Annotated in this window: 18 protein-coding genes; 13 read left to right on the top strand and 5 right to left on the bottom strand. The window is 64.6% G+C overall.

All coding sequences use genetic code 11. The annotated features are described in order from the left end of the window. Positions 1 to 131: 131 nt before the first annotated feature. Positions 132 to 797: a LysE family translocator gene (locus tag P0D87_RS23240; RefSeq protein ID WP_053859392.1), complete on the bottom strand. Its 666-nt coding sequence runs from the start codon at positions 795 to 797 to the stop codon at positions 132 to 134. A 155-nt stretch (positions 798 to 952) separates the two neighbouring features. On the opposite strand from P0D87_RS23240, the gene P0D87_RS23235 reads away from it, so the two are divergent. Further along, positions 953 to 1,420, top strand: coding sequence for an Lrp/AsnC family transcriptional regulator (locus tag P0D87_RS23235; protein WP_006052071.1), 468 nt, complete (start codon positions 953 to 955; stop codon positions 1,418 to 1,420). A gap of 111 nt (positions 1,421 to 1,531) precedes the next feature. Beyond that, positions 1,532 to 1,774 (top strand): hypothetical protein, encoded by a 243-nt coding sequence (locus tag P0D87_RS23230; RefSeq protein ID WP_053859393.1) that lies wholly within the window; start codon positions 1,532 to 1,534, stop codon positions 1,772 to 1,774. Positions 1,775 to 1,811: 37 nt separating this feature from the next. Here P0D87_RS23230 and P0D87_RS23225 read toward each other — a convergent pair whose 3' ends face one another. Beyond that, positions 1,812 to 2,288, bottom strand: coding sequence for an OsmC family protein (locus P0D87_RS23225; RefSeq protein WP_053859394.1), 477 nt, complete (start codon positions 2,286 to 2,288; stop codon positions 1,812 to 1,814). A gap of 90 nt (positions 2,289 to 2,378) precedes the next feature. Next, entirely contained in the window at positions 2,379 to 2,720 is a 342-nt protein-coding gene (locus P0D87_RS23220; protein ID WP_006052068.1) for a hypothetical protein, read from the bottom strand. A 235-nt stretch (positions 2,721 to 2,955) separates the two neighbouring features. Between P0D87_RS23220 and P0D87_RS23215 the strand changes: the two genes are divergently transcribed. Continuing rightward, positions 2,956 to 3,708: a glycine zipper 2TM domain-containing protein gene (locus P0D87_RS23215; protein ID WP_053859395.1), complete on the top strand. Its 753-nt coding sequence runs from the start codon at positions 2,956 to 2,958 to the stop codon at positions 3,706 to 3,708. 301 nt (positions 3,709 to 4,009) lie between these two features. Beyond that, positions 4,010 to 6,022: a bifunctional DedA family/phosphatase PAP2 family protein gene (locus tag P0D87_RS23210; protein WP_053859396.1), complete on the top strand. Its 2,013-nt coding sequence runs from the start codon at positions 4,010 to 4,012 to the stop codon at positions 6,020 to 6,022. A 70-nt stretch (positions 6,023 to 6,092) separates the two neighbouring features. On the opposite strand, the gene P0D87_RS23205 is transcribed toward P0D87_RS23210, so the two are convergent. Then, on the bottom strand, positions 6,093 to 6,542 hold the full coding sequence (locus P0D87_RS23205; protein WP_053859397.1) for a glycine zipper domain-containing protein: 450 nt from the start codon (positions 6,540 to 6,542) through the stop codon (positions 6,093 to 6,095). A 587-nt stretch (positions 6,543 to 7,129) separates the two neighbouring features. On the opposite strand from P0D87_RS23205, the gene P0D87_RS23200 reads away from it, so the two are divergent. The 9 genes from P0D87_RS23200 (at position 7,130) to P0D87_RS23160 (ending at position 18,367) form a co-directional block, all read left to right on the top strand. Then, positions 7,130 to 8,491: a DUF3300 domain-containing protein gene (locus tag P0D87_RS23200; protein WP_171799987.1), complete on the top strand. Its 1,362-nt coding sequence runs from the start codon at positions 7,130 to 7,132 to the stop codon at positions 8,489 to 8,491. A 20-nt stretch (positions 8,492 to 8,511) separates the two neighbouring features. Then, complete coding sequence (locus P0D87_RS23195) at positions 8,512 to 9,456, top strand: DUF2950 domain-containing protein (RefSeq protein WP_053859399.1); 945 nt, start codon at positions 8,512 to 8,514, stop codon at positions 9,454 to 9,456. Positions 9,457 to 9,482: 26 nt separating this feature from the next. Continuing rightward, positions 9,483 to 10,181: a paraquat-inducible protein A gene (locus P0D87_RS23190; protein ID WP_053860740.1), complete on the top strand. Its 699-nt coding sequence runs from the start codon at positions 9,483 to 9,485 to the stop codon at positions 10,179 to 10,181. Next, entirely contained in the window at positions 10,178 to 10,858 is a 681-nt protein-coding gene (locus P0D87_RS23185) for a paraquat-inducible protein A (protein WP_053859400.1), read from the top strand. The genes P0D87_RS23190 and P0D87_RS23185 overlap by 4 nt, the downstream gene beginning before the upstream one ends. Further along, positions 10,851 to 12,479: a PqiB family protein gene (locus P0D87_RS23180; RefSeq protein ID WP_053859401.1), complete on the top strand. Its 1,629-nt coding sequence runs from the start codon at positions 10,851 to 10,853 to the stop codon at positions 12,477 to 12,479. Before P0D87_RS23185 ends, P0D87_RS23180 begins: the two co-directional genes overlap by 8 nt. Beyond that, a complete protein-coding gene (locus tag P0D87_RS23175; RefSeq protein WP_053859402.1) occupies positions 12,476 to 13,165 on the top strand; it encodes a PqiC family protein in 690 nt (229 codons plus the stop codon). Before P0D87_RS23180 ends, P0D87_RS23175 begins: the two co-directional genes overlap by 4 nt. Before the next feature lie 83 nt (positions 13,166 to 13,248). Further along, positions 13,249 to 15,057: a methyl-accepting chemotaxis protein gene (locus tag P0D87_RS23170; protein ID WP_053859403.1), complete on the top strand. Its 1,809-nt coding sequence runs from the start codon at positions 13,249 to 13,251 to the stop codon at positions 15,055 to 15,057. Positions 15,058 to 15,313: 256 nt separating this feature from the next. Next, positions 15,314 to 16,480, top strand: coding sequence for a sigma-54-dependent Fis family transcriptional regulator (locus P0D87_RS23165; RefSeq protein WP_053859404.1), 1,167 nt, complete (start codon positions 15,314 to 15,316; stop codon positions 16,478 to 16,480). An 84-nt stretch (positions 16,481 to 16,564) separates the two neighbouring features. Next, the gene (locus tag P0D87_RS23160; RefSeq protein WP_053859405.1) at positions 16,565 to 18,367 is read left to right on the top strand and encodes an NAD(P)/FAD-dependent oxidoreductase; all 1,803 of its coding nucleotides are present in this window, start codon (positions 16,565 to 16,567) and stop codon (positions 18,365 to 18,367) included. Between the two features lie 56 nt (positions 18,368 to 18,423). Here P0D87_RS23160 and P0D87_RS23155 read toward each other — a convergent pair whose 3' ends face one another. Next, entirely contained in the window at positions 18,424 to 19,275 is an 852-nt protein-coding gene (locus tag P0D87_RS23155) for a LysR substrate-binding domain-containing protein (protein WP_053859406.1), read from the bottom strand. Positions 19,276 to 19,346: the final 71 nt, after the last annotated feature.

The following is a 19,346-nucleotide window of genomic DNA, read 5'->3' as shown; positions in this document are numbered from 1 at the left end:
TCAATACCCCCCCGGCGGGGGGGCGGGGGCCCTTTTTCCGGCCCCCCCCCCCCCCGGCCGGCGTCGTCGCGACGCCGGCTGTGGGTCGTAGCGTCGGCAGCGTTAACTCGCAGGCGTCCGCCAAAGCCGCGTCAATCGAGCGACAGCCGCACCGCGAAGCCGATCAGCGCCGCCGAAAAAGTCCAGCGCTGCAGCGTTTGAGCAAGCGGATGCGCGCGCATCCATTGGGCGATCCGCGCCGCGCCGACTGCGTACGCCAGGTCGAAGCAGAAGCCGACGGCGAGCAGCACCGAACCCAGCTCGATCATCTGCAATACGACCGGTCCCGCTTCGGGACGCACGAACTGCGGCAACAGCACCGAACAGAACAGCAGCGCCTTCGGATTCAGCAGGTTGGTCAGCAAGCCCTTGACGAACGAAGCCCGCAACTGCGGCATGCCCGCCTGCGAAGCCTGCTGCTGCACGCCGCCGGTCCCGTCGCGCGCGGCGCCGCCCTCGGGCAACGCGAACACCGGCGAGCGAAAAATCTGGATGCCGACCCAGGCGAGATAAACCGCGCCGCCATAGCGCACGACGTCGTATAGCCACGGCGCGTTGCGAAGCAGCGCGGCCGCGCCGCAAGCGGACAGCGTGACATGCGTCGCACGCGCGACGCCGAGCCCGCAAGCCGCCGCGAAACCGCTGCGCACGCCGCGCCCAATACTGGTTTGCAGGATCAGCGCCATGTCCGGGCCAGGCACCGCGTAGACGACCAGCAGCGCGGCGATATAGACGGCGAGAAGATGTGCGGAAATCATGAGAGCCTCGTGGATTCGATGGCTCTATCTTGCTATCGTCGAAGGAGGGTTTGTTGGCGAATTTCCGGCGCGGCGGCGTGAGGTTTGGTGGAATACGCTAACATCGCGTCATCTACATCAGCTTTCCCCCAGCACAAAACATCGGCCGCCCGACCATGACAACCGACCTCGACAAGACCGACCGCGCGATTCTCGCGGCGCTGCAAAAAGACGGCCGCATGTCGAATGCGAAGCTCGCCGAACTCGTCGGGCTGAGCGAGACGCCTTGCGCGCGGCGGCTCAAGCGCCTGGAAAACGAAGGCTATATTGGCCACTATCGCGCCGTGCTCGCGCGTCCGGCGCTCGGCTTCGGCGTGGTCGCTTTCGTTCTCGTGCGCTTTGCCGTGCACGACAAGAATCTCGCCAACCGCTTCGAGCGCGAGGTGCAGGCGATACCGCGCATCATCGCGTGCCACAACGTGTCGGGCAGCGCGGACTATATCCTGCAAGTGGTCGCGCGCGATCTCGACGACTACGGCACTTTCATGCGCGACCAGATGCGTAGCCTGCCTGGCGTGACGTCGGTGGAATCGGCGCTATCGTTGCGCGAGGTGAAGGCGGACAGCGGCTTGCCGCTATCGTGAGTGCGAACGTGGCATAGTCACGCCTTTTCACGGGGTGCGCGTTGCATCAACGTTGCATCGCAGGTGGCATCAATCTGACGCCGGCAACGCGTCGGCGAACACGGAGTTTTCATGGACAACATCGATCACGAGAAAGCGCGGGCGGAAGAAGCCGCCGCAATGGAGCGCGTATTGACGGCGACCCAGCGGGTCAAGACCGCGTTCGCTTCGTTGCAGTCGCAGTTTCCGCCGGCCGGCAGCGGCAATCCCTCGCAATTCGCGCTGCAAACTTTCGACGCCGCGCTGCAGGAACTGGAAGACGCGCAGGCCGCCTTCGACGAACTGCTGGGCGAGTTGCTCGACGGCAATCGGTAAAGCGCGTTGAACGTCCGGTAAAGGCGCGCGTTAGTGCTCAGCCCGCACGCGTTTCGATCGCCGGCTCGCACAGAATCGGAAAATTGACCGAGTTCGCGATATAGCACTTCTCATGCGCCGCGTGGTGCAGCTGCTGCGCCAGTTCGGCGTTGCCGCCCGCCTGAATGACGACGCGCGGACGCAGCACGATCTGCGAAAAGCGGCCCTGCTGCGGACTGTCGAGCATGGTCCCTTCGGCGTCGTCGCGATAGTCGACGACGACAATGCCCGCGTCCGAGCAAAGGTGCAGATACCACAGCTTGTGACACGCCGAGGCCGCCGCGACCAGCAAATCCTCGGGGTTCCACCGCTTTGCGTCGCCGAGAAACGCGGCGTCGGACGAGCCCGGAATGTCCGGCTTGCTTCCCGAAGCGATCACGTGGTCGCGGCTGTAGTCACGATAGCCGGATGTGCCGCTGCCGCGATTGCCCGTCCATTGAACGGAGACCTGGTAGTTGTGCTCGCCGTATGCCATGCGCGCTTCCTGTGATGGGGTGAACCGGTGGATGAAGCGTTCATTTTAAAGCCGCTTATGCGCTGCAAACCACCGCTCGCGCGCGTCGATCTAGCGCGGCGCCGCCGGCCTGCCGCTGAGACTCGGCACTCGCGGATCGGGGTTCTGATTCAGGCTCGTGCCGTTCGCTCGCATCGTGTTAGGGACGTGGCCTGAGTTCAGACCCGTGCCGACGCCGCCTGCGCTGAGGCCTGTGCCAATAGAGCCGCCAGGCGTCGCAAGTCCCGGCGAAGGCGTGAGCGTCGAGCCGACCGTTCCGCCGCCGCCAGCCACGTTTCCGGTAGACGGCACCGCGCGCGTGCCGCCCGACTGCGCGCACGCCGTTCCGACCGCGCCGCACAGGGACGCCGCGATCACCACTGTTGCTGCCATACGGCCCATTACGATTTTCATTGCTCCACTCCGTCATTTCCGTCCGTTCGACTGCGCGCGATAACGCGCCGCTCAACCTGTATGACGAACCGCAGCCTGCTTCGTTCACGCTCGTAACAGCTTATGTCCGCGTTTCGCCTCCGGCCGCCTGCCGCTGTACAAAGTCGTACAAATCCTTACAAAGCAGCGCGGGCGGAACGTGCACCGGACGCGTCGCGCAACCGTTATTGCAGGCACCTACCCCGCGGAGACCGCAATGAACACGAACGTCACGACCAGCACTTCACCGCGCAGCCGTATCCATCCGTTGATCGCCGGCGCAGCGGTGGCCGTCATCGTCGCAAGCGCGACGGGGATCGCCGCGATGACCGGCTTGCTGCCCACGTCGCATGCAGTGACCGAACCCGCGGTTTCGCCCGCGGCGCTCGCCGCGCAAAGCGCGAACGGCACGCTCAACGCGCAGCAGCCGTCGGCGGCGCAGCAAACGACGCAGCAGGCCGTGCCGCAAGCCGTACAGCAACCCGCCGCGCAAACGGCGCAAGAGCCGGCGCAGCATGTCGCGCCCGCGAAACCGCCGGTGCATCGCACGCATAGCGGCGGCGCGACTGCGCCCCGCTACGCGAACAACAACGGCTACCAGACGGCCAACGAACCCGCGACACGCCCGGTTCCCGCCGATCCGTACGCCGGCGAAGTGGTCGCGATCAACACCGTGCAGTCGCCCGAGCCGACGACCGGCCTCGGCGCACTCGGCGGCGCGGTCGCGGGCGGGCTTGTCGGCAATCAGATCGGCGGCGGACGCGGCAAGATCCTGACGACGATCGCCGGCGCCGTGGGCGGCGGGCTGGCGGGCAACGGCATCGAGCATGCGGTGCGCAAGCAGACGAGCTATCAGGTGCAGGTGCGCATGCAGGACGGCAGCTACCGCAACTTCGACTATCAGACGCAGCCGCCGGTCCAGGTCGGCGAACGCGTGCATGTTTCGGGCGACCAGCTTTCGGCTTCGTGAGCGTGACGCTTAGCGTTTGACGGGCTTTCCTCGCGCGTGCCGGCGCGTGAGGAAAGCGCGTGCAGAAACCAGGACGACCGGCACTGGCAAGCACGCACTAGTGGCATCGACGCGCACCCGCGGGCATGACCGGCACCCGCGGCCACGGTTTGTAGCGATCGGCACCCCCAGCATCATCGGGCACGCACCGGCCGCACCCCGCCCAAACCCCACCGCACACCCACCGCCGACGATACAAACCCTCCGCGCGCGTTATGATCGACCGTCACGCCCAAACGGCCCAAACGGCTGATCGCGCACGATGGAGCAAGCGTACGTCCACCTCCTGCACCTGCTGGCCGGTCATCCGGAATGGCTGCTCACGGTCGTATTCCTCGCGGCCTTTCTCGAGTCGGTTGCCGTCATCGGCACATTCGTTCCCGGCAGCACCGCGATGTTTCTCGCGGGCGCGCTCACAGGCACCGGCTCGCTGAGCCTCGGCTGGGTGCTCGCGTGGGCGATCGCGGGCGCCATCGCCGGCGACGGCCTCAGCTTCTGGATCGGCAGCCGCTACAAGAGCCGGATCGTCAAGCTCTGGCCGTTCTCCCGTCATCCCGAAGTGCTGGAAGCCGGTTACCGCTTCTTCGGCAAGCACGGCGCGAAGAGCGTCGTGCTCGCGCGCTTCGCCGGACCGTTGCGCGCAATCGTGCCGGTCGTCGCCGGCATGCTCGGCATGTCGCCCGTGCGCTTTTACGCGATGAACGTGCTGTCCGCGCTGCTGTGGGCGCCCGCGCATATCCTGCCGGGCGTCGTGTTCGGCGCGTCGGTGCTGCTTGCCGGCGCGGTGTCGTTCCGGCTCGTCGTGATTCTCGCGTTGCTCGTCGCGAGCATCTGGCTCAGCTATCGCGCGGCGGCTTTTCTGCTGTCGCACGCTCACGCATGGTCGAATGCAGCCGGCCGCCACCTCGGCAGTTGGGCTTGCCGTCATCCGGGGCCGGTCGGCCGCGTCGCGCGCAGACTGCTCGATCCCGAAGCGCCGGATGCGACCAGCATCCTCGCTGCGTCGCTGATCGTGCTGGTATGCGGCGCACTGTTCTTCGGCATCCTCGAAGACGTGATCAGCGGCGACCCGCTGACGCACGTCGACCAGTCCGTCTATCGCTTCATGCAATCGGTGCGCACGCCGTGGGGCGACTCGCTGCTCGCCGGCCTCGCGACGCTCGGCAGCACCGGCACGCTCGCCGCGCTGATCGTCGCCGTCACGCTGTGGATGGCATGGGAGCGGCGCTGGCGCACCGTCGGCTACTGGCTCGCGGCCGTGCTCTTTTCGCAGTTGCTGATCTTCGCGTTGCAACTCGCGATGCAACGCGCCGCGCCGAACGCGCTGATGACCGACGCCTACGTATTCCCGAGCAATCACGTGGCGGCGACCGTCATCGTGTATGGCTTTCTTGCGTTCCTGCTCGCGCGGCGGGTCGGCATGCTCGAGGGTCTGCTCGTCGTCACCGCGAGCACGCTTGTCGTCATCGTCGTCGCGCTGGCGGGCGTGTACTTCGGCCGCTACTGGGTGTCGGACGCGATCGGCGGCGCGGCGCTCGCCTATGTGTGGGTGGCGATTGTCGCGCTCACCGCGATATTGCGGCATCCGCAGCCGCCGCCCGCGCGCCGCTGGATGCCGGCCGTCATGCTCGTGACGGTGCTCGCGAGCGTGGGCGTCCAGTCCGGCGTCGGCATGAGCGGCGCGCCGGCGGGCGGCCTGACGCTGGTGCCGCTGCCGCTCACGCACGTGACGCAGCAGCAATGGACGGATTCGGTGTGGAAGCAACTTCCCTGCTATCGCTCGGATATGGGCGGCGACCGCAAGGAGCCGCTCACGCTGCAATGGGTGTCCGACGGCGATACGCTGCGCCGGCAATTGCGCGAGCAGGGATGGATCGAGGGCACGACGCTCTCCGTGCATAGCCTGCTTTCGCTCGCCTCGCCCGATGTGCCCGCGACCGCGTTGCCCGTGTTGCCGAAGCTGAACAACGGCGTGCCGTCGTCGCTCGTGTTCATGCGTCCCGGCGACACGCGCAATCGACGCGACGTGCTGCGCTTCTGGCCGAGCGGCTATGCGGTCGATAACGGCACGTCCGCCGTGCCGCTGTGGATCGGCTCGATCGCGCATGAACGGTTGTCGCGTGCATCGTGGCCGCTTAACCTCGTGCGGGTCGACAGGCAGTTATCTCGGGACGAGACAGGCGTGAAGCTCAATGGCAAAGAAGGCGTCGCGGTACTAGCGACAGTGAGCTGCCGCGGCGTGCCCGTATCGCTGCTCGCCGCTGCGGGAGAATGACCGGCGTCAGGCCGCGCGGATGAGATGCGATGAAATGCGATGCGAGCCTGTCGCCCGTTGCCCGCTATCGCTATTGAACGGTGTAGCCCTTGCCTTGCATGCACGCGCCGTATGCATGCCAATAAGTCGTCATCGAAGATTGCTGCGACGCTGTAGCGGACTGCGCCTGCGCCGCATGCTGCTGACGGCTGCGCACTCCGCCGGCGAGCACGCCCGCGGTCGCGCCCACCGCGGCGCCGTGTCCCGCATCATTGCCGCTCACGTCCCCGACGATCGCACCCGCGGCCGCGCCTCGCGCCGCCCCTCTGACGCGCGCGCCGGTCGGGCCCGCTGGTGGCGCGGGCGTCTGCGCGACGACAGCCGGATCGATGCCGGTGCTTTGGTTCGCCCAGGCATAGCACGCGCCGTCATCCGACATCTGCTGCTGTTGGCTTTGTCCATGCGCGGGATAGGTTGCCGGTTTCTGGGCATAAGCAAGCGCGCTCGCGCTTGCCAGAATCAATGCGGCGATTCGCTTCATTTGAAACCTTCTAGTGAGGAACACTGACGGCTCATGCATCTGCTGAACAAGGGCAGTCTGCGAGGCGCACAGCTCAACGCATCTTACGTGGCAGGCTCGCGGCAGCCGAGAGCAATGCAGCTAAACGTGAACAGCTTTGCTTAACACCGTGCGCACCGATTCATGCGCTACGATTCTCTTCACCGAATGATTCTTCCTGCTTGGAAGATAGAAAAGTCCATTAGCAAATGCAAGGCTATGCTTAGATATGCCTACGTTTTTTCGGACCTGCATTAACCTGTCCAAGTGCTAATTGAATACGGCGTGTCATAGATCATCCTTTCGCCAAGTTCAACCCGAATTTATTTGGCTCGAGCATTGCAATTCCATATGGAATAGAGCTAATAATCTCGCCATCGAAACGGGGATATACCGACACGAATGCCTGACACGCTTGCCGCACACGCCCATTCCATTCCCGCATTTCGCAGTCCAATGTTCGTCACGCCGTGCCCGTCGATTCATGTGCAAGCACGAGCGCACACCACGAGCCCGCCCTCATCCACATCACAACGAGACATGCAACTTCGACACACGGAGATTCCATCGTGAAACGCTCAAGCGCAATCCAGGGGGCAACGCTAATCGCGATTGCCATACTGGCCGGCTTGCCGGTCATGCTCGATGTCGCGACTCCCGCGGCCCACGCGCAAACCTCGGCGAAGATATCCAGTCAGCAACTCGATTCGCTGACCGCGCCGATCGCGCTCTATCCCGACGCATTGCTCGCCCAGGTGCTGATGGCCACGACCTTTCCGCAGGAAGTCACGTCCGCGGCGGCATGGTCGAAGGCGAATCCGAACAGCAAGGGCGACGACGCGGTCAGAGCCGTCGCCGCAGAACCGTGGGACCCGAGCGTGCAATCGCTGGTGGCGTTTCCACAGGTGCTCGCGACGATGGCGTCGAAGCCCGACTGGGTCGCGCAACTCGGCAACGCGTTTCTCGCGCAGCCGAACGACGTGATGGACTCCGTGCAACGTCTGCGCAAACAGGCGCAAACAGCCGGCAATCTGAAGACGACCGAACAGCAGAAGGTCATCGTCGAACAGAGCACGATTCAGATCGTGCCGGTCAATCCGGAGGTCGTTTATGTGCCGACGTATAACCCGACGGTGGTGTACGGCGTGTGGCCCTACCCTGCCTATCCGCCCGTGTATGTGCCGCCGCCGCCCGGCTATGCGGTCGCGAGCGGGCTCGCCGCGGGTCTCGCGTTCGGCGTGGGCATCGCGATCACGAGCGCGTTGTGGAGCGACGTCAACTGGAACAACCACAACGTCAACATCAATGTGAACCGATACAACAACATCAACGTGAACCGGCGCCTCGACGTGAACAGCAACACCACGCGATGGAATCGCGACACGACGTTCAACCGCAACGCATCGGCGAATCTCGGCGGCGGCGTGCAGCGCGACGCTTACCGCGGGCGCGACGTCTCCGCGTCACGCGCACAAGCGCAGCAGGCGCTGCAGAACCGCACTGGTCAAAATCTCGGCGGCAGCGCGAGCGAGCGTCTGCAAGGCATTCAGCATGGCGGTACGAACGCCGGCAACATTCGCGCGAGCGCGCAGAACGTCAATCGCGACAACGCGCTGCGCGGCGCGGGCAACGGCCCGGCCGCACGGCAGGACATCGAGCGCGGCCAAGCGAGCCGCCAGGCGCAAGCCGGCTCGCACAACCGCCTCGGTGCAGGCGGTGGTGGACAGGAACGCGGCGGACTCGGCGCAGGCGGCGGCGGACAGGAGCGCGGCGGCCTCGGCGCAGGCGGCGGCGGACAGGAGCGCGGCGGCCTCGGCGCAGGCGGCGGTGGACAGGAACGCGGCGGCTTCGGTGCAGGCGGCGGTGGACATGAACGCGGCGGCTTCGGCGCGGGCGGCGGTGGACAACGCCACCTCGGCCGGCAACGTTGAACGATACCCAGGAGCCGCTCATGAACCACATTCAATCGATTCGCGCTTGCCTCGCGAGATTCACCACACTGCCGCTGTCCCGCCATCTTGCACACACGACGATTGCGATCTCGTCGCTACTCGTCTGCGCGGCACCGGCGCATGCGCAAGCCGTCTATCCGACACCGGAAGCCGCCGCCGATGCATTCGCCGACGCGCTCGCCATCAACGACCACGCGGCCATGCAGCACGTGCTCGGCCAGCACTACGACCGCTTCATTCCGTCGAAGGACGTCGGCGACGAGGACATCTACGAGTTCCTGGGCGCGTGGGCTGCGGGCCATCGCATCGTCGACGACGCCGCGCCGCTTCATGGCCGCCCAAGCAAGCATCTGTCGGTCGGCACCGGCGGCTGGACGCTGCCGATTCCGCTCGTGCAGGCATCAAGCGGCTGGCGTTTCGATCCCGCGGCGGGCAGCGATGAAATCCTCACGCGCAGAATCGGCCGCAACGAACGCGCGGCGATCATGACGTCGCTTGCCTATCTCGATGCGCAGCGCGACTATCGCGCATCGGCCGGCCATTACGCGCAGCGCCTCCTCAGCACACCGGGTCAGCACGACGGCCTCTATTGGCCCACTGCTCCCGGCGAAGCGGAAAGTCCGCTCGGCCCACTCGCAGCCGCGATGCCGAACACCGGATCGGTGAGCAAGGAGGGCTATCACGGTTATCGCTTTCGCATTCTGAGCGCGCAGGGTTCGCACGCGAAGGGCGGCGCGCTCGACTATGTCGAGAACGGCGCGCTGACGAAGGGCTATGGCCTCGTTGCGTGGCCCGCCGAATACGGCAAGACCGGCGTGATGAGCTTCATCGTTAATCAGGATGGCCAGGTTTATCAGAAGAACCTCGGGCCGCAGTCGGCAAGAAAAGCGGCGGCGCTCCGATCGTTCGATCCCGATCCGTCGTGGGAACCGGTAGCGCCGTGAATGCCGATACCGACGCCGATGCCCGTATGAACGAAGAAAACCTGGTTGCCTGCCACGAGTGCGACGCGCTGTTCCGCAAGCGCCGGTTGCGCGGAAAGTCGTCCGCCCATTGCCTGCGCTGCGGCGCGATCCTGTATCGCGGCATGTCGACGAACCTCGACGGCATTTGTGCGCTGACGCTCGCGTCGCTGTTCACGTTCGTCATCGCGCTCGGCACGCCGCTCCTCGAACTCGAAACGGGCGGCGTTACTTCGCACACGAGCCTGTTCGGCGCACTCGTCGCGCTATGGAACGAGGACATGCAACTGGTCGCGGCAATGGTGTTCTGCTCGACGGTGCTGTTCCCGCTGACCGAACTGGCCGCACTGCTATATGTGCTGACTTCCATTCGCCAGGGCTACGTGCCGCCGGGCTTTAATCGCGTGCTACGCGCCATTCAGTTCGTGCGGCCGTGGGGCATGATCGAAGTATTCATGCTCGGCGTGCTGGTCACGATCGTAAAGATGGTGAGCCTCGCGCGCGTGGTTCCGGGCGCAGCGCTGTTCGCCTTCGGTGCGCTCACGCTGATGCTGGTGCTCGTCGTCATGTTCGATCCGCGCACGCTCTGGGACTTCGCCGACGACATCCGCGCGCGCCGCGCAGCGCAGCCAGAACGCACGCGCGGCAACTGGCTGCCGGTCGCGGCTCCGCGCGGTCCGTGGCACAAACACCGGGTCACGCGATGAACACACTCACCGCATCGAAAGCCGGCCTGCTCACGTGCCACGCATGCGGACGCGTCGCGCGGCGCGCAACCGCTCATGCCGCTCATGCCGCTCATGCTGCTCAGTCTTGCCCGCGTTGCGGCGCGGCCCTGCATCGGCGCAATCCGAACAGCCTCGCACGCACGTGGGCGCTGCTGATTTCGGCCGCGATTCTGTATATCCCGGCCAATCTGCTGCCGGTCATGCATACGTCGTCGCTGGTCGGCTCGGAAGACGACACGATCATCAGCGGCGTCATCTATTTCTGGACCTCGGGGTCGTGGCCGCTAGCGATCGTCGTATTCGTCGCGAGCATTCTCGTGCCGATGCTCAAGCTCGGGGTGCTCGTGCTGCTCGCCGCAACCGCGCAACGCCGCTCGGCATGGCGTCCGATGGAGCGCGTGAAGCTGTTCCGGCTTGTCGAGCGCATCGGCCGCTGGTCGATGCTCGACGTGTTCGTGATCACGCTGACCGTCGCACTCGTGCGCTTCGAATCGTTTGCCGTCATCACCGCCGGGCCCGGCGCGCTCGCGTTCGGTTGCGTAGTGATCCTGACAATGTTGGCGTCGATGCAATTCGACCCGCGACTGATCTGGGACAACCTCGAAGGCGGCAGCCCGCCGATGTCCCGCCCCGTTACGGAGCCGCCTCATGAATAGCCCGCAAGGCCCCGCCGCGCCGCCCGATCTGCCGGACGCGCCCGATCCCGGCATCGAGCCGCGCCGCGGCTGGCTGCCCTCTCTCGTCTGGGTGGTGCCGCTGATCGCGGCGCTCATCGGCATCGCGCTCGTCGTGAAGTCGATCACCGAACGCGGCCCCGCGGTCACCATCAGTTTCAACAACGCGGAAGGTCTCGAGCCGGGCAAGACGCAGGTCAAGTACAAGGACGTCGTGATCGGCTCGGTGAAGAGCATCACGCTGTCGAAGGATCATTCGCAGGTGCAGGTGGCAGTGCAATTGAGCAACCAGGCCGACGACTTCGCGGTGAAGGACACGCGCTTCTGGGTGGTGCGTCCGCGAATCGGCGCGAGCGGCGTAACCGGCATCGGCACGCTGCTCTCGGGAGCGTATATCGGCGTGGACGCGGGCCGCTCGAAAGAGGCGCGCAGCGAGTTCGTCGGGCTCGAGGCGCCTCCGCCCGTCACCGGCGATCAGAAAGGCCGGCGCTTCACGCTGCACGGCGATTCGCTCGGCTCGATCGACATTGGCTCGCCGATTTTTTACCGGCGCGTGCAGGTCGGCCAGGTGTACGGCCTTTCGCTCGACAAGGACGGCACGGGCGTGACGATGCAGGTATTCGTGGCGGCGCCGTACGATCAGTACGTCGGCACGAATTCGCGCTGGTGGCATGCAAGCGGCGTCAATGTGCGGCTCGATTCGAACGGCTTTGTCGTGAACACGCAGTCGCTTACGTCGATCCTGATCGGCGGTCTGTCGTTCCGCGCGCCGCCGGGCCAGACGCCGGGGCCGCAGGCCGCGGACTACTCGAGCTTCCATCTCGCGTCCGACGAAGCCGATGCGATGCGCGCGCCGGACACCACGCCGGTGCGTACCGTGATGAAGTTCAACCAGTCGCTGCGCGGATTGTCGGTGGGCGCGGTGGTCGACTTCCGCGGCATCGTGCTCGGCCAGGTCACGGACATCGGCGTCGACTACGATCCCAAGACGCGCAGCTTCACGATGCCCGTCACGCTGGAACTGTATCCCGACCGGCTGAGGCGCCGGGTGCACGGCACGGAGGTCCCCAAAGCCGGGACGGTGGAAAATCAGCGGCTGCTGCAACATCTCGTCGAGCGCGGGCTGCGCGGACAATTGCGCACCGGCAACCTGCTGACGGGTCAGTTATATGTGGCGCTCGATATTTTCCCGAAGGCCGCGCCCGTGAGCTTCGATCCCGCGCGCGATCCGCTCGAACTGCCGACCATTCCGAACTCGCTCGACGCATTGCAAACGCAGGTCGCCGAGATCGCGAAGAAGCTGGAGCGCATGCCCTTCGATCAGATCGGCGTGAACCTGAACAATTCGCTGAAGAACGCCGACAAGCTATTCACGCAGTTGAGCACCGAGATCATGCCGCAGGCGCGCGACACGCTCGCGGCGGCGAAGCAGACTTTCGGTTCCGCGGAGGCCACGCTCAGGCAGGATTCGCCGGTGCAGGCCGACATGCATCAGGCGTTGCAGGAACTGACGCGCACGCTGCAATCGCTGAACGCGTTGGCCGATTATCTGGAGCGTCATCCGGAATCGCTCGTGCGCGGCAAATCGGAGGACAAGCCATGAGCCGCTATTCGCGTCGTCCGCTCGCCGGGTTGGCCGCGCTCGCGCCATGCGCGGCATTGATCGCATCGGTGGCATTCGTCGCACTCGGCGCGCTCAGTGCCTGTTCGTCGCCGCCGAGCCGCTTTTATACGCTCGCCGGCGGGCTCGCATCGAGCGAAGTGCGCAGTGCCGCGCCGCCTCTGCTGATGATCGACGTCGCGGCCGTCGACGTGCCCGCGCAAGTCGCGCGGTCGGCGCTCGTCGTGCAGACCAGCGCGACTCGCGTGGACGTGCTCGAGCAAGCCCGTTGGGCGTCGTTGCCCGCCGACGAAATCCGTCTCGCGCTCTCGCAGGAACTCGCGCAACGGCTCGATGCGATCGACGTCTCGCGTTCTCCGCGCCCGGCCGGCGTGTCGGTTTATCGCGTGAAATTGAGTGTGCAGCGCTTCGAATCGTGGCCGGGCTCGCATGCGCTGATCGACGCGGTGTGGAGCGTGCGGGCGTTGTCCGAAGAAGCGGTGCTGACGTGCCGCAGCGTCGTCAGCGAGCCGGTCGGTGCGGGCAACGACGCGCTCGTGGCCGGTCATCGGCAGGCGCTTCAGCAGATTGCCGCCAATGTCGCCGACGGCATTCGCGCCCTCGACGCCGCGGCGCGTGCGCATCGCCTCGTGCGTGGGCAAGCCGCGCCACCTTGCCCCGCGCAGTGAAACCCTCAATTACAAACACCCTTCAGTATTCCGGCAGGCAGACGTAAACCAGATGTACGCCTCTTCTGGATACAGGAACGGAAATGAAAAACATGAAGGTCTCCACGCGCCTGCAAACCGGCTTCGGCCTGCTGACGGCGTTGCTTCTCGTGCTGGCCGGCATCGCGCTGTTCGGCTTGTCGGAGCTGAACGATAGTCTCGACGGTATTGCCCGCGTGAATAACGAGGAGACCCGTCTCGCGAACGAATTGCGCGCGTCGATTCAGGATCGCGCCATCGCGATACGCAACCTGGCGTTGATCACCGAGCCGCGCGACCTTGCCCAGGAAGCGGACCGCATCAAGAAGCAGGATCAGAATTATGCGGACGCCTACCAGCAACTCACTCGCCTGTTCGCGCAGGAGCCGGCCACGACTTCGGTGGAGCGCTCGCTGATCGAACAGCTCAAGCAGGACGAAGCCGCGGCGATGCCGCCGCTGCGCAAGGCGATGGATCTCGCACTGTCGCAGAACGCCGCGCTTGCGACGCAGGAGCTGCTGCAAAACGCGCGGCCGCCGCAGCGAGCATGGCTTGCCCGCGCGACGGAACTCGCGCGCGTCGAAGATGAGCAGAACAAGGAAGCGCAGCTCAGCGCCTTCGCGACCTACTCGACGGTCCGCACCATGATCTCGGTCATTGCCGCGATCGCATTCCTGCTGGGCGTCGCGACTGCCGCGCTCATCTCGCGCAGCATTCTGCGGCAGTTGGGCGGCGAGCCGCGCGCCGCGCAGGAAATGGCCGCGCAGATCGCAGAAGGCAACCTGACCGTGCGCGTGCAGGTTGCAGCCGGCGACCGGAGCAGTCTGATGGCATCGCTCGAAGCAATGCGCGAGAAGCTCACCACGATCGTGTCGGGCATCAAGACGTCGGCGGAATCGATCTCGGTGGCGGCCGGCGAGATCGCGCAAGGCAACCAGGACCTGTCGCAACGCACCGAGGAACAGGCCGCGTCGCTCCAGCAGACCGCGGCGAGCATGGAAGAGTTGACGTCGACGGTGCGCAATAACACCGATAACGCGCGTCAGGGCAGCACGCTCGCCGCGGCGGCTTCCACGACCGCGGCATCCGGCGGCGAAGTGGTTCACCAGGTCGTGTCGACCATGCGCGACATTTCATCGAGTTCGACGAAGGTGACCGAAATCATTTCGGTGATCGAAGCAATTGCATTTCAGACCAATATCCTCGCACTGAACGCAGCGGTCGAAGCCGCTCGGGCAGGCGAAGACGGCCGCGGCTTCGCGGTCGTCGCGGGCGAAGTCCGCACGCTCGCCCAGCGCAGCGCGACAGCGGCGAAGGAGATCAAGGAACTGATCGAAGCCTCCGCGTCGCATGTGGCGAGCGGCTCGCAACTCGTCGAAAACGCAGGTCAGACGATGAGCGAAGTCGTGCGCTCGGTGCAGCAGGTGACCGACATCATGGGCGAGATCGCGTCGGCGTCGTCGGAGCAAACGAAGGGCATCGAGCAGGTCAACGTGGCCGTCACGCAGATGGACGAAGTCACTCAGCAAAACGCGGCGCTCGTCGAGCAGGCAACCGCCGCCGCGCAGGCCATGGCGGATCAGGCCGAAAGCCTGCGTTCGGCGGTATCGGTTTTCCGGGTGGATGCGGCCGGGCATAGTGGGCAAGGGGCAATGCGCACGGGTGTAGCCATGTCCGCGCGCGGCGCCACGCCGCCGAAAAAGGCGGTTGTGCCGGCGTCGAAGTCGAAGGCTATTAGCGCCACGGCGCGCAAGGCGTTGCCGGCGTCTTCCTCGTCGTCTTCCTCGTCGTCTTCCTCGTCGTCTTCATCGTCCTCGCACTTCAAGGAACGCGAACTCCAGACCGCCGGCGCGGAAAACTGGGAAACGTTCTAAGTCCGTCCCTTCCCGCAAGAACCGGCGCACGAGCGCCGGTTTTTGTTGCAGCAAGCCAGCGCACGCGCCATGTCGCGTGCGTCTTCGCCCTTGAGAAAAAATTCTCACCGCCCCCGATGGTGCACTGCAGTGTGATCTCCCGATTCGCGCGTGCTACAAACGTACCGTACGTTTCAGGCTTCGGAGACACGCGGTGCGGCGTAGCGCAGAATGTCTCCAGCACCCAGTTCGCGCTGAGTTCGCCCGGAGGCTCGTCATGCCCTACGTTCCGTCCACGAGACATATCGACCGCATATGCAACGTCATAGAAGGACGGACCCAGCGTCCGGGCGCCGACGGCAAACGGCTTGCCTCGTCGTATAGGCGCTCGCTCGAGCAATACCATCTCGATCCCGGCGCGACCGCCGGGCCGCGCATTCTGACGGTGCCCGAATTGCGCGACGTGCAGCATCGCGAGGAATCGTTTCTGCGCGCGTCGGGCCAGTGTCTGTCGCGGCTGCACGAGATGGTGCGCGAAGCCGACTACTGCGTGATGCTCACCGACGCGAAAGGCGTGACGATCGACTATCGCGTCGACAAGGACCGCCGCCACGACTTCAAGCGCGCGGGACTCTATCTCGGCTCATGCTGGTCCGAAAGCGAGGAAGGCACGTGCGGCGTCGCGACCGTGCTGCTCGACGCGGAGCCGATTACCGTTCATCGCAGCGATCATTTTCGCGCGGCCTTCACCACGCTCACGTGCAGCGCGTCGCCGATTTTCGGTTTGCACGGCGAACTGCTCGGCGTGCTCGATGCATCGGCCGTACGTTCGCCCGACGATCGCGAAAGCCAGCGGCTCGTCAATCACATCGTGCGGCAAAGCGCGCTGCTGATCGAGGACGCTTACTTCCTGAATGCCGCAACGGATTGCTGGGTATTGCTCGCACATCGCAACCGCCATTACGTCGAGGCGCAGCCCGAGATTCTGATTGCCATCGACGCACGCGGCCACGCAGTCGCCGCGAACCGGCGCGCACGCGAATGTCTGCCGGCGCTCAATCAGTTGCCGCGCCATGTGTCGGAGATCTTCGACGTTCCGCCCGAGCGTCTGTTCGACGCCAAGACAAGCCGCGGTCTCGTATCGCTGAGGCTCAACGATACCGGCTCGCCGCTCTATGCGCGTGTGCGCGCACCGGCCGCCGCGCGAATCTCCCGACGCACGCACGCCGCATCGCCAGAAGCAAGCACCAACAACGCAAACACCGCGCCGCACGATATGCCGCTCATGTCGGAGAGCGAAGCGCTCGAGCGCAGGCGCATCGTCGACGCGATGAACGACGCCAAGTGGCGCACGGACCTGGCCGCGCAAGCACTCGGCATATCGCGCGCGACTTTGTATCGACGCATCGCGAAGCTGCATATTCTGCCGCCGCACAAGTGTTAGCGGCGCTGCACAGATTCCCTTAGCGGGCATAGAACCCGCGTTCTCACCGAAGTTCGACTATCCGTTTCATATGGAGGAGCAACCATGTCCGAAAACACTGCAAATCAGGCTATCTCCGCTGTGCTGGAAAGCCTCGAAGCCGCGCTCAAACGCGGCGACACACAAGCCGCCGTCGACCTGTTTCAGCCCGACTGCTACTGGCGCGATCTCGTCGCATTCACTTGGAACATCAAGACGCTCGAAGGCCGTGAGCAGATCGCGGAGATGCTGAATACGCAGTTGGCCGCAATCAAACCGTCCAGGCTGCGGCTTGCGGATAACGAGCCCGCAACGGAAGCGGACGGCGTCGCGCAAGGCTGGATCGCGTTCGAAACCGGCGTCGCGCGCGGCACCGGCTTCATTCGACTTAAGCAAGGCCGCATCTGGACGCTGCTCACCACGATGGCCGAATTGAAGGGCCATGAAGAGCCCAAAGGGCCGCTTCGGCCGATGGGCGCCGAGCACGGCGCACGCCGCGATCGCACGAGCTGGAAAGAGCGGCGCGAGGCCGAGCTCGACACGCTCGGCACGGCGGAGCAACCGTATTGCCTGATTGTCGGCGGCGGGCAAGGCGGCATCGGACTCGGTGCGCGGCTGCGGCAACTCGGCGTGCCGACCATCATCGTCGATAAGAACGAAAGGCCTGGCGATGCATGGCGCAAGCGCTATAAAACGCTGTGTCTGCATGACCCGGTCTGGTACGACCATATGCCCTACTTGCCCTTCCCCGACAACTGGCCCGTCTTCACGCCGAAGGACAAGATCGGCGACTGGCTCGAGATGTACACGAAGGTCATGGAGCTGAACTACTGGGGATCGACCGTCTGCAAATCGGCGCGCTACGACGAAGCGAAAGGCGAATGGATCGTCGAAGTCGAGCGAGGCGGAGAGCCCATCACATTGCGCCCGAAGCAACTCGTGCTCGCGACCGGCATGTCCGGCAAGCCGAATATTCCGAGCTTCAAGGGCATGGATGTATTCAAGGGCGAGCAGCATCATTCGTCGCAGCATCCGGGGCCGGACGCGTATCACGGCAAGAAGGTCGTCGTGATCGGCGCGAACAATTCGGCTCACGACATCTGCGCGGCGCTGTGGGAAGCAGGCGTCGACGTGACGATGGTGCAGCGGTCGTCCACGCATATCGTGAAGTCCGATTCGCTAATGGAGTTGGCGCTCGGCGATCTCTATTCGGAACGCGCGGTGGCCTCCGGCATGACGACCGCGAAAGCGGATCTGACCTTCGCATCGATACCATATGCGATGCTTCACGAGTTTCAGATCCCGGTTTTCAACGCGATTCGCGAGCGCGATGCGGAGTTCTATGCGCGCCTGGAAAAGAGCGGCTTCATGCTCGATTTCGGCGACGACGACTCCGGCCTTTTCATGAAGTACCTGCGGCGAGGTTCCGGCTATTACATCGACGTGGGCGCATCGCAACTCGTCGCCGACGGCAAGATCAAGCTGAAAAGCGGCGTCGATGTAGTCGAACTGAAAGAGCACTCTGTGCTGCTGAGCGACGGCAGCGAACTCGAAGCGGATCTCGTCGTGTACGCAACGGGCTATGGTTCGATGAACGGTTGGGCCGCGGATCTCATCTCACGCGAAGTGGCCGATAAAGTCGGCAAAGTGTGGGGCCTCGGCTCGAACACGACAAAAGATCCAGGGCCGTGGGAAGGCGAACAGCGCAACATGTGGAAGCCCACTCAGCAAGAAGCACTCTGGTTTCATGGCGGCAATCTGCATCAGTCGCGGCATTACTCGCAGTATCTGTCACTGCAACTCAAGGCTCGCATGGAAGGCATTCCGACACCCGTGTTCGGATTGCAGGAAGTGCATCACCTTTCGTAGATGTGAAAGCATGGCGGCCGGCTTTTGCTTCGAGCCGGCCGCTCTATGCACTCTTTCTATCCACTCATTTCCGTGAGAAGAAAGTCGACGAGCGCGCGTTGATGCGCATTGAGCACGCCGCCGGAGCTGACAAGCGCAAGCTCTGTCGGCGGTAAAGGCGGTAAGCCGTTGCATAAGCGATGCTCCGGCAGTACCGCTGTAGTGGGCAGAACCGAAATGCCCAATCCCGACGACACCGCGGCCTGAATGCCAGTGAGACTATGGCTTCCGAATGCAATGCGCCAGCGCCGATGCGCCTTGTCGAGACCGCGAATCGCGCGCTGCCGGTACACGCAGCCTTGCGGAAATAGCGCGAGAGGAATGGGTTCGTCGGAAGAAGGTTCCAGCGCTTGTGCATTTGCGCCCTGCACCCACACGAGCGACTCCGGCCACGACGCGAGACACTCGCCGCTTGCCGGCTCGCGCTTGATCAGCGCGATTTCTATTTCGCCATTCGTGAGCCTGCGCTGCAAATCGGCACTCATGCCGGCCACTGTTTCGAGCCTGACGCCTGGCCGCGTTTTGACAAAGCCCGACAGCATGGCCGACATGCGGCGCGCGTCGAAATCTTCCGGAACGCCTATGCGAAGCGGCGTAACCGCAACGTCGCTCGTCAACGCATCTTGTGCTTCCTGCGCCAGCGCGAGCAGCCGTCGCGCATATTGCGCGAGCAGTTCGCCATGCTCGGTTGGCGTCACCTGATTGCCGGTGCGGTCACGCATCAGCAGCGTGCGGCCGACCAGTTCTTCGAGCCGCCGAACCTGTTGGCTCACCGTGGATTGCGTGCGATGCACGCGCTCGCCGGCACGCGTGAAGCTGCCTTCATCGACAACGCAGATGAGCGTATTCAACAGGTCGAGATCAAGCATGATGGACTCGCTTCGTTATTTGCGATGCAACTGACGTCGAGAGGTTAATTTAATTTTCCAATAAGTGTCAA

The organism is Paraburkholderia sp. RL17-368-BIF-A, from assembly GCF_046054045.1.
Taxonomy (GTDB): domain Bacteria; phylum Pseudomonadota; class Gammaproteobacteria; order Burkholderiales; family Burkholderiaceae; genus Paraburkholderia; species Paraburkholderia graminis.
This window is presented reverse-complemented; position numbering and strand designations above follow the sequence as displayed.